Below are 14,418 nucleotides of genomic sequence, written 5' to 3'. Positions count from 1 at the left end.
ATTTGTCATACACAGCGGCTACGGTGTGCGCATGAATGATTTGGCCAATTCATCAATGACCGAAAACCCCCGTCCCGAGCGCATCGATTTCAATGCGCCCGAGCTGCAACGCAAGCGCAGGATCCGTGCGCTCAAAGACCGTCTGACGCGTTGGTACGTCTTAGTCGGTGGTCTTGCCGTGTTGGCCGCCATCACGTTGATTTTCTTCTATCTGGCTTACGTCGTTGCGCCGTTGTTCCAAGGGGCGAAACTGACGCGCAGCGATGCTCAAACGCCTGCCTGGCTGCAGGATGCCGGCAAGCCGATGGTGTTGGCCATCGAAGAGCAGAATCAGGTCGCCATGCGCGTGTCCGACAAGGGCGAAGCGCTGTTTTTCCACCTCAAGGACGGCGGCGAGATTTCCCGAGTGGCTTTGCCGATCCCTGCTGGCGCGAAAGTGACGTCGGTGGCGCAGGATCAGCCCGGCAAGCCTTTGATCGCGGTTGGCCTGTCCAACGGCCAGGTGCTGGTGTTCAAGCACGCTTACCCGATCAGCTATCCCGACAGCAAAAAAACCATCACCCCCACGATTACCTATCCCTACGGCGAGACGCCGCTGGTGCTGGACGAAGGGAGGCGGGCGATCGAGCACGTCAGTCTGAATGCGAGCGACACCACCCTGATTCTGGCCGGCGCAACCGGTCCCCAGCTGCACGTGTTGTCGCTGACCCAGTCTGAAAACCTGATGACGGGCGAAACGACTCGCGAGCAGAACCGAATCGAGCTGCCGCAGCTGTCGGCGGCCGTTAAAGCCATCTACGTCGACCCTCGCCAGCAGTGGCTTTACGTGATCAATGGTCGCGCGCTGGTGGATGTGTTCGACCTGCGGGATCGCACGTTGAACGGCCGCTACAAACTGCTTGAAGACGCCGATGCCGAAACTACCGCGAGCACGCAACTGGTCGGTGGCGTCTCTCTGGTGATCGGCAGTTCCCGAGGCAATATCGCGCAGTGGTTCATGGCGCGGGATGTCGATGGCGAGATGCATCTGCAGCACATTCGGGATTTCAAAATGAGTGGCGCACCGATCTCCCTGATCACCGCCGAGCAACGCCGCAAGGGCTTCATCGCCATGGACACCTCCGGCAAGCTCGGTGTGTTCCACAGCACCGCTCACCGCACGCTGCTGATCGACCCGATTGCCAGCGGCCCGGCCCTGATGGGCTTGTCGCCGCGGGCGGATCGCATCGTCGTTGAGGACAGCGGCAAGCTGCTGCCCTTGAGCCTGAAAAACCCGCACCCGGAGATTTCCTGGAGCGCCCTGTGGGACAAGGTCTGGTACGAAAACTACGACGAACCCAAATACGTTTGGCAATCCACCGCATCCAACAGTGATTTCGAGCCCAAGCTCAGCCTCGCACCCCTCACTTACGGCACGCTCAAAGCCGCGTTCTACGCCATGCTGCTGGCCGCACCGATTGCCGTCGCTGCGGCGATTTACACCGCTTACTTCATGGCGCCGCGCATGCGCCGCAAGGTCAAGCCGATCATCGAGCTGATGGAAGCGATGCCGACGGTGATTCTCGGGTTCTTCGCCGGGCTGTTTCTGGCACCGTATCTGGAAGGGCATCTGCCGGGCATCTTTAGCCTGCTGATCTTTACCCCCATCGGCATCTTGTTGGCAGGGTTCGGCTGGACGCGCTTGCCTGACTCGATTCGTCTGCGGGTGCCCGACGGTTGGGAAAGCGCGATTCTGATTCCGGTCATTCTGCTGATTGGCTGGGTCTCACTGAGCATGAGCCCGCACTTGGAGAACTGGTGGTTCGGCGGCGACATGCGCTCGTGGATCACTAACGACCTGGGCATCACCTACGATCAGCGCAACGCACTGGTGGTCGGGATCGCCATGGGCTTTGCGGTCATCCCCAACATTTACTCGATCGCCGAGGACGCCGTGTTCAGCGTACCGCGCGGTCTGACGCTCGGCTCACTGGCCCTCGGCGCCACGCCGTGGCAGACGCTGGTTCGGGTGGTGATCCTCACGGCCAGCCCGGGGATTTTTTCTGCGCTGATGATCGGCATGGGGCGCGCCGTCGGCGAAACCATGATCGTGCTCATGGCCACCGGCAACACGCCGATCATGGACATGAACCTGTTCGAAGGCATGCGCACGCTCGCGGCCAACGTAGCGGTGGAGATGCCCGAGTCGGAAGTGGGCGGCAGTCATTATCGCGTGCTGTTCCTCGCCGCCCTGGTGCTGCTGATGTTCACATTTGTCATGAATACCTTGGCGGAGCTGATTCGTCAGCGCCTGCGCAAGCAGTATTCGTCTCTTTAGGGCAGGTTGAAACCGATGAAGCAGACCTCCCTCAAGCGATGGTTCAACAGTGGCGCCCCCGGCGTCTGGCTGAGCGCGGGCGCGGTGTCTGTCGCGGTGATCATGACCATCGGCCTGCTGGCGGTGATCGCCGTGCGCGGGCTGGGACACTTCTGGCCCGCCGATGTGATTTCCGCCCAATACGACGTTCCCGGACAGGAAAGCCACGTGTTGGTGGGCGAGCTGGTTCAGTCTGAACAAGTGCCACGCGCAAGGCTCAAGGCCGCCGGGTTGCCAGTCCTTGATCGGGGGCCGGAGTTCATGACCCGCGATCTGTTCAAGGTCGGCAACCGGGACATCAGCCCCAGCGATTTTAACTGGGTCATTGGCGAGTGGCTCAAGGACCCGCGCAAGCCAGCAGAATTGATGACCCTGGAGCGCCGCGAGTGGGGCAACTTTTACGGCTATCTGGTCAACGTCAAGGAAGACGGCAAAGTCGTCGCGCAAGGCGAAGCCGCATGGCCGCAACTGCAGGCGCGTATCGAGCGCGTGCAGGGGATTTCCGATCAACTGGATGACCTGGAAAAGGGCGAGATCGGCGCGATCAACCACGGGATCGAGCGGCTGCGTCTGCGAGCGCGCAAGCTTGAGCTGAACGGCGAACTCGACGCAGCGGCCCAGGCAGACATGGCCACTGAGCGTGCCGAATACGACGCCCGCTACAAAGACGTCGAGTCGCGGCTTGGCGCGTTACACGCCGAATACAATCGTGACAGCCTGACGGCCCGTGACGCCAACGGCAAAGAAATCGAGATCAGCATCGGCAAGGTGGTTCACGCGTATCAACCCAACGCCATGGGCACGATGACCAAGCTGGGGTTCTACTTCCAGAAGCTTTGGGAGTTTCTCAGCGACGACCCGCGCGAGGCCAACACGGAGGGCGGGATTTTCCCGGCGATCTTCGGCACCGTGATGATGACGCTGATCATGGCCGTCATCGTGACGCCCTTTGGCGTGCTCGCGGCCGTGTATCTGCGTGAGTACGCACGTCAGGGCGTGATGACACGCTTGATCCGCATCGCCGTGAACAACCTCGCGGGCGTCCCGGCGATCGTCTACGGCGTGTTCGGGCTGGGCTTTTTCGTTTACGTGCTGGGCGGTTCTCTGGATCAACTGTTCTTCCCCGAAGCCCTGCCGGCGCCGACGTTCGGCACACCCGGCCTGCTCTGGGCGTCGTTGACTCTGGCGCTGCTCGCCGTGCCGGTGGTGATCGTCGCCACCGAAGAAGGCCTGGCGCGCATCCCGCTGACGCTGCGCGAGGGCTCGCTGGCCCTGGGCGCGACCAAGGCCGAAACCTTGTGGAAGATCGTTCTGCCGATGGCCAGCCCGGCCATGATGACCGGCCTGATTCTGGCCGTGGCGCGAGCGGCCGGTGAAGTGGCGCCGCTCATGCTGGTGGGTGTGGTCAAGATGGCGCCGTCGTTGCCGCTGGACGGCAATTACCCGTACCTGCACCTTGATCAGAAGATCATGCACCTGGGTTTCCATATTTACGACGTCGGTTTTCAAAGCCCCAACGTCGAGGCCGCGCGCCCGTTGGTGTACGCCACGGCCCTGCTGCTGGTGCTGGTGATTGCGCTGCTGAACCTCTCGGCGGTGACGATTCGCAACCGCCTGCGCGACAAGTACAAGGCGTTTGAAGACTGAGTCAGCGACAAGCGTCAAGCTTCAAGCGGCGAGCTAAAAAGCCGCATACCGTATCAGCACCACATTTGCAGCTTGCGGCTAAAGGCTTGCAGCTACGAACGGAGAGAGACCATGCAACACGAACCCCACGCCCACGGCATCAACATGTCTGCCCTGGGTCGCAAGCGCCAGGTGCTGGATCTGGCGAACGAAGCCGTTGCGCTGGAAGTGCCGGGGCTGGATCTCTTCTATGGCGAGAAGCAGGCGCTGTTCGACATCCGGATGAACATCCCGAAACAACGCGTCACCTCGTTCATCGGGCCGTCCGGCTGCGGCAAGTCCACGTTGCTGCGCACCTTCAACCGCATGAACGATCTGGTGGACGGCTGTCGCGTTCAGGGCGAGATCAAGCTCTATGGCCACGACATCTACACTAAAGGCGAGGACGTCGCCGAGTTGCGTCGCCGGGTCGGCATGGTCTTCCAGAAGCCCAATCCGTTCCCCAAGACCGTTTATGAAAACGTGGTTTACGGGCTGCGTATTCAAGGCGTGAACAAGAAGCGCGTGCTCGACGAAGCCGTCGAATGGGCGTTGCGCGGCGCCGCACTGTGGGACGAGGTCAAGGACCGCCTGCATGAGTCGGCGCTCGGACTTTCCGGTGGTCAGCAGCAACGTCTGGTGATCGCCCGCACCATCGCCGTCGAACCTGAAGTGCTGCTGCTCGATGAGCCGTGCTCCGCGCTCGACCCGATTTCGACCCTGAAAGTCGAAGAGCTGATCTACGAACTGAAATCCAAATACACCATTGTGATCGTTACCCACAACATGCAGCAGGCCGCGCGCGTGTCGGATTACACCGCGTTTCTGCACATGGGCAAGGTGGTCGAATACGGGGACACCGATACGTTGTTCACCAATCCGACCAAAAAGCAGACTGAAGACTACATAACCGGTCGTTACGGCTAGCACGTGTTTCGTCAGCCTTGAACCACCGCGCAATCAATCGGACGGACACTCATGATCAAAGACAGCCATACACATCACATCTCCCAGCAGTTCAACGCTGAACTGGAAGAAGTTCGCAGCCACCTGCTGGAAATGGGTGGTCTGGTCGAGAAGCAGGTCAACGACGCCGTTACCGCGTTGATCGAAGCCGACTCGGGCCTGGCCCAGCGGGTGCGCGAGGTGGACGACCGCATCAACCAGATGGAGCGCAACATCGATGAAGAGTGCCTGCGCATTCTGGCCCGTCGTCAGCCTGCTGCCTCCGACCTGCGTCTGATCATCAGCATCTCCAAGTCGGTCATCGACCTTGAGCGCATCGGCGATGAGTCCACCAAGATCGCCCGCCGTGCGATTCAGCTGTGCGAGGAGGGTGAGTCGCCGCGCGGTTACGTCGAAGTGCGCCATATCAGCGATCAGGTGAGCAAGATGGTGCGCGATGCACTGGACTCGTTCGCTCGTTTCGATGCCGATCTGGCGTTGTCCGTTGCGCAGTACGACAAAAATATCGACCGCGAGTACAAGACGGCGCTGCGTGAGCTGGTCACCTACATGATGGAAGATCCGCGTTCGATCTCCCGCGTGCTCAATGTGATCTGGGTGCTGCGTTCGCTGGAGCGCATCGGTGACCACGCGCGGAATATCTCCGAACTGGTCATCTACCTCGTGCGCGGTACCGACGTTCGCCACCTGGGCCTCAAGCGCATGCAGGAAGAAGTCAAAGGTCTGACCGCCGAAAGGATTAATGTTCTGGACGCGCCTGACGATAAATAAGATTGCCTGAGAAAAAACGCCTGGCGACCGCCGGGCGTTTTTGTTTCTCCGGTCTGCCCGTATTTTTTCAAGTCACCCGCGAATAAAAGTCCCGGTGTCGTCAAACAGTTTGGCAGCTGGCCGCCCGCCAGCGAATGCTCGCCTTCGCGGTGAACACGCCATCAGGAGCGTCGATGAGTAAAGTCAGTGTATTGGTGGTGGATGACGCACCGTTCATCCGTGATCTGGTCAAGAAAGGACTGCGCAACGCGTTTCCAGGCGTCGCGCTGGAAGACGCCGTCAATGGCCGCAAGGCGCAAGTGCTGTTGAGCCGTGAAGTGTTCGATCTGGTGTTGTGCGATTGGGAAATGCCCGAAATGTCCGGGCTGGAATTGTTGACCTGGTGCCGCCAGCAGGAAAACCTGAAGACCATGCCGTTCATCATGGTCACCAGCCGTGGTGACAAGGAAAACGTCATCCAGGCGATCCAGGCCGGCGTATCGGACTTCATCGGCAAGCCGTTCACCAACGAACAACTGCTGACCAAGGTCAAAAAAGCGCTGCACAAGGTCGGCAAGCTCGATGCCTTGATGTCCAGTGGTCCGGCCCGCGCCAATGCGGCGTTTGCCAATGACTCGCTCAGCGCTTTGACCGGTAATCGCCCTGAGGTCGTCAATACGGCACCCGCTGCTTCGGCGGCATCGCAGGCGGCTCAGCCTGCGGTCCAGCCAATGGCCAAGGCTGCTCCAGCCGCTGCACCGACGGGTCGTGGTCAGGGTCAGTTGCGTCTTCCGAGCGGGAACCAGCCCTGTGTGATCAAGGCGCTGACGCTCAAGGAAGCGTCGCTGCTGGTCCGCCGTGGCGAGGTGCTGCCGCAGATCCTGGAGAGCGCCGTGCTCGATCTGGAACAGGGTGAAAACGCCGAGGTCGCGCGTCTCAACGGCTATCTGCACGCGATTGCCGCCTTCGAGCAGAAGCCCGACAGCGACTGGCTGCAGGTCACTTTCCGCTTCGTCGACAAGGACACCCAGAAGCTCGATTACCTCTCGCGCCTGATTGCCCGTGGCACTGCGCAGAAGCATTTCGTGCCGGGTGCCTGATCCGCTGCCACGTCAGGGGTGCTGATTTTCCGGCGAGTGCTCACTATGTGGGAGCAACCGGGGTGGTGCTCCACCTTGCTCGCGAAGAGACCGGTAAATCCGCTAAATTTGCAGCGGCCGGGAGTCCATCTTCGCGAGCAAGCTCGCTGCCACGCTACCTAGCATAGAATTTGCAATTCCGATCGCGCCCCATGCTGACGCGATTTCCTTGACGCTTCGTCTATTACCGATTGATTCGGATGAGTCCAATTGCGTCGGGATCGCTGTTAGGCTGGGCGCCAATCGTCCACTCACCAGGTCTATCCCGATGTTAGAGCGCGTGCTGGTTGTCTGTGCCTTACTGCTGGCCACGCAGACCGCCGGGGCAGTCACGATCTATCGGTTCACCGATGCCAATGGCGTGGTGTCGTTCACCGACCAGCCCGTGCGTGGCGCGCAAGTGATGAAGCTTCGCGAGCGCATGGTCGAGCGCATCGACAGCCAGGTGCGCCTGAGCGTCAAGAAAGCCAATGGCAGCGACAGCCTGTACGTGCGAAACGACCTTTACGCACCCGTGGAAGTCGAGCTGCGTCTGGCCGGGGTGAAGAACGTGGTGGGGGTGTCCGACCAAGTCATTCGCCGCACCATCGCGGCACGCAGCAACGAACGCCTCATCGCCCTCAGCCCGCAAGTCGCCAGCAAGGCCATGACTTACAAGCCAAGCCTGCGATCCATCGTGGGCGACCCGCAGCGCGGTGTTTCAGCGAATGGATTTGCCTATCGCTATCCATTGCCGTGGGTGGGCGGGCCGTTTCGCATCAGTCAGGGTGCCAACGGATCCTACAGCCACATAGGGGCCAAGAGCCGCTACGCCATCGACATTGCCATGCCCGAAGGCACGCAGATCATCGCCGCGCGGGGCGGTACCGTGATCAAGACCGAGAACACGCAATCCGGCCGAGGCGCCAATCCGTCGGGCAACTTCGTGCGCATCCTGCACGACGACGGCACGATGGGCGTTTATCTGCATCTGCAGCAAGGGTCTGTGAGCGTCAAGGAGGGTCAGCATGTGGCAGTGGGCGCAGCGCTCGGGCGGTCTGGCAACACCGGCAACAGCACCGGCCCGCATTTGCACTTCGTGGTGCAGCGCAATGTCGGGCTGGCGCTGGAGTCGATCCCGTACGAGTTCTCGCAACCGGTCCAGAACCTGCCCAACTTCGCGATTGGCGGGAATTGATCATCTGCTCTGACGGGCAGTTCAATCCAGCTTGAGCACCTTTGCCAGCACGATCTTCGGGCCTTTCATCTTTTTGATGATGATGCGCAGGCCTTCGACTTCCATGACTTCCTCTTCCTCAGGCACGCGCTTGAGGCTGTCGTAGATCAGGCCTGCCAAGGTTTCGGCTTCCACGTGGTCCAGATCGATGCCCAGCAGGCGCTCGACCTTGAACAGCGGCGTGTCCCCGCGTACCAGCAGCTTGCCCGGCTGATAAGCCAGGATCCCGCGCTCGGCCTTACGGTGTTCGTCCTGGATATCGCCCACCAGCACTTCCAGCACGTCTTCCATCGTCAGATAGCCGATGATCTTGCCGTCGGCTTCTTCAACCAGCGCAAAGTGCGCGCCGCCCTGACGGAACTGCTCCAGCAGACGCGACAACGGCATGTGCTTGGAGACGCGCTCCAGCGGCCGCGTGAGCTCGGCGAGGTTGAAGGACTCGGGAAGGTGATCCAGTGCCGCCAGCTCCAGCAGCAGGTCCTTGATGTGCAACAGACCCACGAATTCGTTGCGGTCTGAGTCGTACACCGGGTACCGGCTGAACTTGTGCCGGCGGAACATCGCGAGGATTTCCTTGAGCGGGGCGTTGAACTCCAGCGAGACCATGTCTTCGCGGGAGTTGGCCCAGTCCACCACTTCCAGTTCGCCCATTTCCACAGCGGAGGCCAGCACGCGCATGCCCTGATCGCTGGGGTCCTGACCGCGGCTTGAGTGCAGGATCAGCTTGAGTTCTTCACGGCTGTAATGATGCTCGTGATGAGGGCCGGGCTCGCCTTGGCCAGCGATGCGCAGAATGCCGTTGGCACTGGCGTTGAGCAGGTAAATGGCCGGGTACATCGCCCAGTAGAAGAGGTACAGCGGCACCGCGGTCCACAGCGACAACAGCTCGGGCTTGCGAATGGCCCAGGATTTCGGCGCCAGTTCACCCACCACGATGTGCAGGTACGAAATCATGAAAAAGGCGCTGAAGAACGAGACGCCTTTGACGACTTCAGGCGACTCCACGCCTACCGTCTCGAGCAAAGGGGCCAGCAAGTGCGCGAACGCCGGCTCACCGACCCAGCCCAGACCCAGCGACGCCAGCGTAATACCCAGCTGGCAAGCCGACAGGTAAGCATCGAGCTGACTGTGAACGGTGCGCAGAATGCGTCCGCGCCAGCCGTTGTTGTCGGCGATGGACTCAACACGAGTCGAGCGCAGTTTGACCATGGCGAACTCGGCCGCAACGAAGAATCCGTTGAGCAGAACCAACACCATTGCGAAAAGAATCATGCCGAAATCGGCGAAGAGTGAAGCCAGGCTGATACCAGGGGAAGGGTCCATGATGGGGTTTTGCAGGTTCCGTTTTGAGGTGTGGAATGAAACAAGCCCTCACAATTGGAGGGCACAAGGGACGCAATTTAGCGGCTATCTACAGGCTTGCCTAGGCTTTGGTCATCTGCGCCGGGGCAAAGTTGCAGATAAACACACTGCCCTTGCCGGGGACGCTGTTGATTTCCAGTGCCGCACGGTGGCGCAGCAGCACGTGCTTGACGATCGCCAGGCCCAGGCCTGTGCCGCCGGTGTTTGACGCGCGGCTGGAGTCGACGCGGTAGAAGCGCTCGGTCAGGCGCGGAATGTGTTTGCTGTCGATACCGATGCCGGAGTCCTGCACGCTCAGGTGGGCGCCACGCCCGTCACTCCACCAGCGGACGCGGATCTTGCCTTCCGCCGGCGTGTATTTGACCGCATTGAAGATCAGGTTGGAGAACGCGCTGCGCAACTCCGCCTCGCTGCCCTTGAGGCTGACGTCGCTTTCCAGCTCCAGGGTAATCTGCTGGTTCTTGTCTCCTGACAGGGCCTGAGCATCATTGGTGATGCTTTGCAGCAGCGACGACACGGCCACGGGCTGGTTGTCGGACGGGTAATCGGTGGCTTCCAGCTTGGCCAGCAGCAGGAGGTCGTTGAGCAACGTCTGCATGCGTCCGCCTTGCTGATGCATTTGCTGCAACGCACGGACCCAGCGCGGGTTCACGTCCTCGACGTTATCCAGCAGCGTCTCCAGATAGCCGCAGATCACCGTCAATGGTGTGCGCAGCTCGTGGGACACGTTGGCGACGAAGTCTTTGCGCATCTGCTCCAGCTGGTGCATGCGCGTCACGTCGCGCACCAGCATCAGATGCTCGTTGTTGCCGTAGCGGGTGATCAGCATCTGAATGCGCAGGCGGTCATTGACCGGCGAAGGAATCTCCAGCGGTTCGGCGTAGTTGGCGTGGGCGAAGTACTCCTTGAAGCGCGGATGGCGGACCAGATTGGTTACGGGTTGCCCGCTGTCCTGGGGCGTCTTCAGGCCCAGCAAGGTTTCTGCCGCGCGGTTCCACCATTCCAGGTTGCCGTCGCTGTCGAGCATGATCACGGCATCTTTCAGCGCGGCAGTGGATTCCTGAACACGGTCGATAACCGCTTGCAGGCGGCCACGCACGCGCTGGTCGCGTCGTTGCAGATGGTAAATGCTGTCGAAGACTTCCCCCCACAAGCCATAGCCATCGGGTGGCGGCTCGTCGGGTTTGTGATGGCGAAGCCAGTCATGCAGGCGCAGCAGCTGTTTGAGGGTCCAGGCCAGATACAGCCCCAGACCGATTGCCATACACCCGCCGTAATGCCCGCTGATCAAACCGGCCAACAGCGAGGCTGTGACCAACATCAGCAAGTGCCGGATCAGGGTGCCATGCCAGTTGTGATTCAATTAACGCGTCCTTGTCTTCAGCGGTCTGAATCGCTGCCAAAAGCGTTTTCAGCTTTTGGTGGAGAAGCGGTAGCCAGTACCGCGGACGGTTTGTACCAGATTTTCGTAAGCCTCGCCGAGGGCTTTGCGCAGACGCCGGATGTGGACATCCACGGTGCGCTCTTCCACGTAGACGTTTCCGCCCCAGACCTGATCGAGCAACTGCCCGCGGGTGTAGGCGCGTTCCTGATGGGTCATGAAGAATTGCAGCAGGCGGTATTCGGTCGGGCCCATCTCGGCAGGTGTGCCGTCGATGGTCACGCGGTGGCTGATCGGGTCCAGCAGCAGACCGCCCACTTCGATCGGCGATTCGCCATCGTTCGGGGCAGCTCGCCGCAGCACGGCCTTGAGCCGGGCGACCAGTTCGCGGGGAGAAAAGGGTTTGGTGATGTAATCATCGGCGCCGACTTCAAGACCCTGGATCTTGTTGTCCTCTTCGCCTTTGGCCGTGAGCATGATGATCGGGATGTCACCGGTCAGCTCGTCACGCTTCAAACGACGGGCCAGCTCAATGCCGGATGTACCGGGCAGCATCCAGTCCAACAGGATGAGGTCCGGCTTGCGGTCGACAATCACGGCATGGGCCTGTTGCGAATTCTCAGCCTCAATGCAGTCATAGCCAGCCATTTCCAGCGCGACGGCAATCATTTCGCGTATGGGTGCTTCGTCGTCGACGATCAGAATGCTCCTGCCAGCCATGCCTCGAACCTCATGTCATTTAACTGTCTTGGGGCGCATTAGATAACGGAATTATTGCAGTCGTGTGACAGGTTAGTTCGCGCTAGGCGTATTCGCCGGTCTAGGGCTAAGCTGGGGACTTGTCCTACAAGAAATGTCCATACAACGACAAACAAGAAGAGGATTCATCCATGGCTAAAATTTCTTCTGCTCTGATGCGCCTTTTGGCGGCAGCAGCGTTGGCATCTTCCGGGATGGCATTCGCTGCCGCGCCCGCGATGACCAGTGACGGCATGCTCACCGACCACAAAGGCATGACCCTTTACACCTTTGATAAAGACACCTCGGCAGGCAAGTCCGTTTGCAACGATCAGTGCGCAACCAACTGGCCGCCGCTGACTGCCATGGCCAGCGACAAGCCTGAGGGCGACTGGACCATTATCAAGCGCGATGACGGTGCTTCGCAGTGGGTTTACAAGGGCAAGCCGCTGTACTTCTTCAAAAGCGATAAGGCCGCTGGCGACAAAACCGGCGACGGCAAGGGCGACGTCTGGCACATCGCCAAGCCATAATCTGATCGCTTAAAGCGCTGCGTGCGTCCGAATTGGTCAGCGCAGCGCGTAGTCCGCCACGATACCGACAAAAATCGCCAGCCCCGCCCAATGGTTGTGCAGAAAGGCCTTAAAACAGGCTTGCGGGTCTTTGTCCCGCGTCGACCAGAACTCCCTGGCGAAGCATCCCGCCGCTACCAGCAGACCGATGAAGAAATACAGGCCCAGCTCGAAGCGCGCACCCGCCAGCATCAGGCAAAACAACGCCAAGCATTGCAGCGTGAGGATGATCACCCGATCCGCATCGCCGAACAGCACGGCGGTGGATTTCACGCCGATCTTCAAGTCGTCCTCGCGATCCGTCATCGCGTAATACGTGTCGTATCCCACCGTCCACAGCAGATTGGCGATGTACAGCAGCCAGGCGGCAGCGGGCAGCTCGCCGGTCTCGGCGGTGAACGCCATCGGCATGCCCCACGAGAACGCGGCACCCAGCACCACCTGCGGGTAATAGGTGTAGCGCTTCATGAAGGGGTAAGTGGCTGCAAGAGCAAGCCCGCCGAACGACAGCCAGATCGTCGTCGCGTTGGTGAACAAGACCAGCACAAAGCTCGCTCCCACCAGTACCGCGAACAGGATCAGCGCTTCTTTTGACGTCACCCTGCCGCTGACCAAAGGCCGCTGCTCGGTGCGTTTGACGTGGCCGTCCACCTTGCGGTCGGCGAAGTCGTTGATCACGCAGCCCGCCGCGCGCATCAGGAACACGCCGACGACGAAAATCAGCAGCGTGCTCAGGGACGGCGAGCCTTTGCCGGCAATCCAGACGGCCCACAAGGTGGGCCATAGCAACAGATAAATGCCGATGGGCTTGTCGATGCGCGTGAGCTGGATGAAGTCCCAGGCGCGCGGGTGCAGACGGTTCAGGGATTTGAGCAACGACAGGTACATCAGCGGCCCTCTTGAGCATGCAGTGGAGCGTTGGGTTCGATGGCACGCCATGCAGTGGGCAGAAACACTTCCGCTACCAGAATGCTCAAGTTCCCTCGGCTGAAACAGGAGCGGCGTCCCCACAAGCCCTGCTGTGCGTCCGTCTCGGGCAGCCATTGCGCAGGATAGCGGCAGACCTGCAGCGGGCCGCGGGCGAAGGCTTCATCGCTGAACAGTAACTCGCCCAGTGACCGGGTGCCGAGTTCGTCCATGTGCAGGCCATCCTGCTCCAGCGCGCGGCGAGCGGCGACACTGCGGGCAAACACCCATCTTTCATTGCGGCCCAGCAGGTAGACCTCACGCACCCAGCCTTCGCTGCCCTCAGGCAATTGCAGCGCGGCGCATTCATCGTCACGCAGGGACTGCCAGCCTTCGAACTGCGGTTCGACGCAAAAGTGGTCGTCAGAGAGCCGGGTCAGGCGTCGGGTCAAGGAATCTTCGTGGAAAAGCCACTCAAGAACGGCGGGCGAGGGTGCTCCGATCAGCTGATCGCGCAAAAGCCACTCGGGCGCTGGAAATGCAGGGGTTTGCTGGATCACGGGAGACAAACACAGGCGGCAATCGAGGCGGCGAGCTTAGCATGATTGCGATTTTTGACCGACGACCGGAGCACCCACCCGTTTGCGCCGACGCCCCCGACGCCTTCCCGGCTAAAGCCAGTCCACCTGGCGATACGCGGAGTATTCGTGGGACCTGCTTCAGCCGGGAAGGGGCCGGTTTGAACGCCATCAATTTCGCGGTGCGCCCACTGACGCCTTCCCGGCTAAAGCCAGTCCTACTGGCGATACGCGGCGTATTAGTGGGACCGGCTTCAGCCGGGAAGGGGCCGGTGTGAGCGCCCTCAATTTCGCGGTGCGGCTACTGACGCCTTCCCGGCTAAAGCCAGTCCTACTGGCGATATGCGGAGTATCCGTGGGACCGGCTTCAGCCGGGAAGAGGCCGGTGTGAGCACCCTCAATTTCGCGGTGCGGCCACTGACGCCTTCCCGGCTAAAGCCAGCTCCCACTGGAAAGTACACGCGTTGTACATCAATGAAACTTGCGTCATGGCGCTGTGATCAGTAAAAGGCCTGACCCATTCGATAAACTTCGCGACGACAGCGGAGCGTCTGGGACGTCTAGCCTGAAACCAAGAGAGCCGAGCGATGAAAAAGTGGCAATGCGTAGTCTGTGGCCTGATTTACAACGAAGCCGACGGTTGGCCGGATGACGGCATCGCGCCGGGCACGCTCTGGCAGGATGTGCCGGAAGACTGGCTGTGCCCTGACTGCGGCGTCGGCAAAATGGATTTTGAAATGATCGAAATCGGCTGATCCGCCGACTTCCAAGACCCCGCTGGAGAAGTGA

Annotated in this window: 13 protein-coding genes; 8 read left to right on the top strand and 5 right to left on the bottom strand. The window is 60.6% G+C overall.

Annotated features, from left to right (window positions below; all coding sequences use genetic code 11):
* Positions 1-31: 31 nt before the first annotated feature.
* The 6 genes from SLW75_RS18165 to SLW75_RS18140 all read left to right on the top strand — a co-directional run bounded on the left by SLW75_RS18165 (position 32) and on the right by SLW75_RS18140 (position 8,053).
* Entirely contained in the window at positions 32-2,317 is a 2,286-nt protein-coding gene (locus tag SLW75_RS18165) for an ABC transporter permease subunit (protein ID WP_410935086.1), read from the top strand.
* A gap of 15 nt (positions 2,318-2,332) precedes the next feature.
* Entirely contained in the window at positions 2,333-4,003 is a 1,671-nt protein-coding gene (gene pstA, locus SLW75_RS18160; protein WP_410928306.1) for a phosphate ABC transporter permease PstA, read from the top strand.
* Between the two features lie 111 nt (positions 4,004-4,114).
* Entirely contained in the window at positions 4,115-4,948 is an 834-nt protein-coding gene (gene pstB / locus SLW75_RS18155; protein ID WP_065988194.1) for a phosphate ABC transporter ATP-binding protein PstB, read from the top strand.
* A gap of 51 nt (positions 4,949-4,999) precedes the next feature.
* Positions 5,000-5,758, top strand: coding sequence for a phosphate signaling complex protein PhoU (gene phoU / locus SLW75_RS18150; protein ID WP_037016764.1), 759 nt, complete (start codon positions 5,000-5,002; stop codon positions 5,756-5,758).
* Between the two features lie 173 nt (positions 5,759-5,931).
* Positions 5,932-6,837, top strand: a complete 906-nt coding sequence (locus SLW75_RS18145; protein WP_065988197.1) for a response regulator — start codon at positions 5,932-5,934, stop codon at positions 6,835-6,837.
* A gap of 307 nt (positions 6,838-7,144) precedes the next feature.
* Entirely contained in the window at positions 7,145-8,053 is a 909-nt protein-coding gene (locus SLW75_RS18140; RefSeq protein ID WP_410935085.1) for a peptidoglycan DD-metalloendopeptidase family protein, read from the top strand.
* A gap of 21 nt (positions 8,054-8,074) precedes the next feature.
* On the opposite strand, the gene SLW75_RS18135 is transcribed toward SLW75_RS18140, so the two are convergent.
* The 3 genes from SLW75_RS18135 to phoB form a co-directional block, all read right to left on the bottom strand.
* Positions 8,075-9,415 (bottom strand): hemolysin family protein, encoded by a 1,341-nt coding sequence (locus tag SLW75_RS18135; RefSeq protein WP_065988202.1) that lies wholly within the window; start codon positions 9,413-9,415, stop codon positions 8,075-8,077.
* 100 nt (positions 9,416-9,515) lie between these two features.
* The gene (gene phoR / locus SLW75_RS18130) at positions 9,516-10,775 is read right to left on the bottom strand and encodes a phosphate regulon sensor histidine kinase PhoR (RefSeq protein WP_410935186.1); all 1,260 of its coding nucleotides are present in this window, start codon (positions 10,773-10,775) and stop codon (positions 9,516-9,518) included.
* A gap of 90 nt (positions 10,776-10,865) precedes the next feature.
* A complete protein-coding gene (gene phoB, locus SLW75_RS18125; protein WP_065988205.1) occupies positions 10,866-11,555 on the bottom strand; it encodes a phosphate regulon transcriptional regulator PhoB in 690 nt (229 codons plus the stop codon).
* Between the two features lie 170 nt (positions 11,556-11,725).
* Between phoB and SLW75_RS18120 the strand changes: the two genes are divergently transcribed.
* The gene (locus tag SLW75_RS18120; RefSeq protein WP_065988207.1) at positions 11,726-12,106 is read left to right on the top strand and encodes a hypothetical protein; all 381 of its coding nucleotides are present in this window, start codon (positions 11,726-11,728) and stop codon (positions 12,104-12,106) included.
* Positions 12,107-12,142: 36 nt separating this feature from the next.
* On the opposite strand, the gene ubiA is transcribed toward SLW75_RS18120, so the two are convergent.
* Both ubiA and SLW75_RS18110 read right to left on the bottom strand, forming a co-directional pair.
* Positions 12,143-13,033 carry a 4-hydroxybenzoate octaprenyltransferase gene (gene ubiA, locus SLW75_RS18115; RefSeq protein ID WP_410935084.1) on the bottom strand — a complete coding sequence of 297 codons (891 nt, stop codon included), beginning with the start codon at positions 13,031-13,033 and terminating at the stop codon, positions 12,143-12,145.
* Positions 13,033-13,569 (bottom strand): chorismate--pyruvate lyase family protein, encoded by a 537-nt coding sequence (locus tag SLW75_RS18110; protein WP_410928303.1) that lies wholly within the window; start codon positions 13,567-13,569, stop codon positions 13,033-13,035. Before SLW75_RS18110 ends, ubiA begins: the two co-directional genes overlap by 1 nt.
* Before the next feature lie 647 nt (positions 13,570-14,216).
* On the opposite strand from SLW75_RS18110, the gene SLW75_RS18105 reads away from it, so the two are divergent.
* Positions 14,217-14,384 (top strand): rubredoxin, encoded by a 168-nt coding sequence (locus SLW75_RS18105; protein ID WP_032856748.1) that lies wholly within the window; start codon positions 14,217-14,219, stop codon positions 14,382-14,384.
* Positions 14,385-14,418 lie beyond the last annotated feature (34 nt).

This window comes from Pseudomonas sp. W5-01 (assembly GCF_046540435.1).
Taxonomy (GTDB): Bacteria; Pseudomonadota; Gammaproteobacteria; order Pseudomonadales; family Pseudomonadaceae; genus Aquipseudomonas; species Aquipseudomonas graminis_B.
The sequence above is the reverse complement of the archived record's forward strand: the minus strand, read 5'-3'. Positions and strand labels throughout refer to the sequence as shown.

Bases quoted from the DNA above. Each gene is read 5' to 3' on its own strand.
- pstA (WP_410928306.1), top strand. From the start codon at position 2,333: ATGAAGCAGACCTCCCTCAAGCGATGGTTCAACAGTGGCGCCCCCGGC.
- phoU (WP_037016764.1), top strand. From the start codon at position 5,000: ATGATCAAAGACAGCCATACACATCACATCTCCCAGCAGTTCAACGCT.
- SLW75_RS18120 (WP_065988207.1), top strand. From the start codon at position 11,726: ATGGCTAAAATTTCTTCTGCTCTGATGCGCCTTTTGGCGGCAGCAGCG.
- ubiA (WP_410935084.1), bottom strand. From the start codon at position 13,033: ATGTACCTGTCGTTGCTCAAATCCCTGAACCGTCTGCACCCGCGCGCC.
- phoR (WP_410935186.1), bottom strand. From the start codon at position 10,775: ATGTTGGTCACAGCCTCGCTGTTGGCCGGTTTGATCAGCGGGCATTAC.
- SLW75_RS18140 (WP_410935085.1), top strand. From the start codon at position 7,145: ATGTTAGAGCGCGTGCTGGTTGTCTGTGCCTTACTGCTGGCCACGCAG.
- SLW75_RS18135 (WP_065988202.1), bottom strand. From the start codon at position 9,415: ATGGACCCTTCCCCTGGTATCAGCCTGGCTTCACTCTTCGCCGATTTC.
- pstB (WP_065988194.1), top strand. From the start codon at position 4,115: ATGCAACACGAACCCCACGCCCACGGCATCAACATGTCTGCCCTGGGT.
- SLW75_RS18165 (WP_410935086.1), top strand. From the start codon at position 32: ATGAATGATTTGGCCAATTCATCAATGACCGAAAACCCCCGTCCCGAG.
- SLW75_RS18145 (WP_065988197.1), top strand. From the start codon at position 5,932: ATGAGTAAAGTCAGTGTATTGGTGGTGGATGACGCACCGTTCATCCGT.
- phoB (WP_065988205.1), bottom strand. From the start codon at position 11,555: ATGGCTGGCAGGAGCATTCTGATCGTCGACGACGAAGCACCCATACGC.
- SLW75_RS18105 (WP_032856748.1), top strand. From the start codon at position 14,217: ATGAAAAAGTGGCAATGCGTAGTCTGTGGCCTGATTTACAACGAAGCC.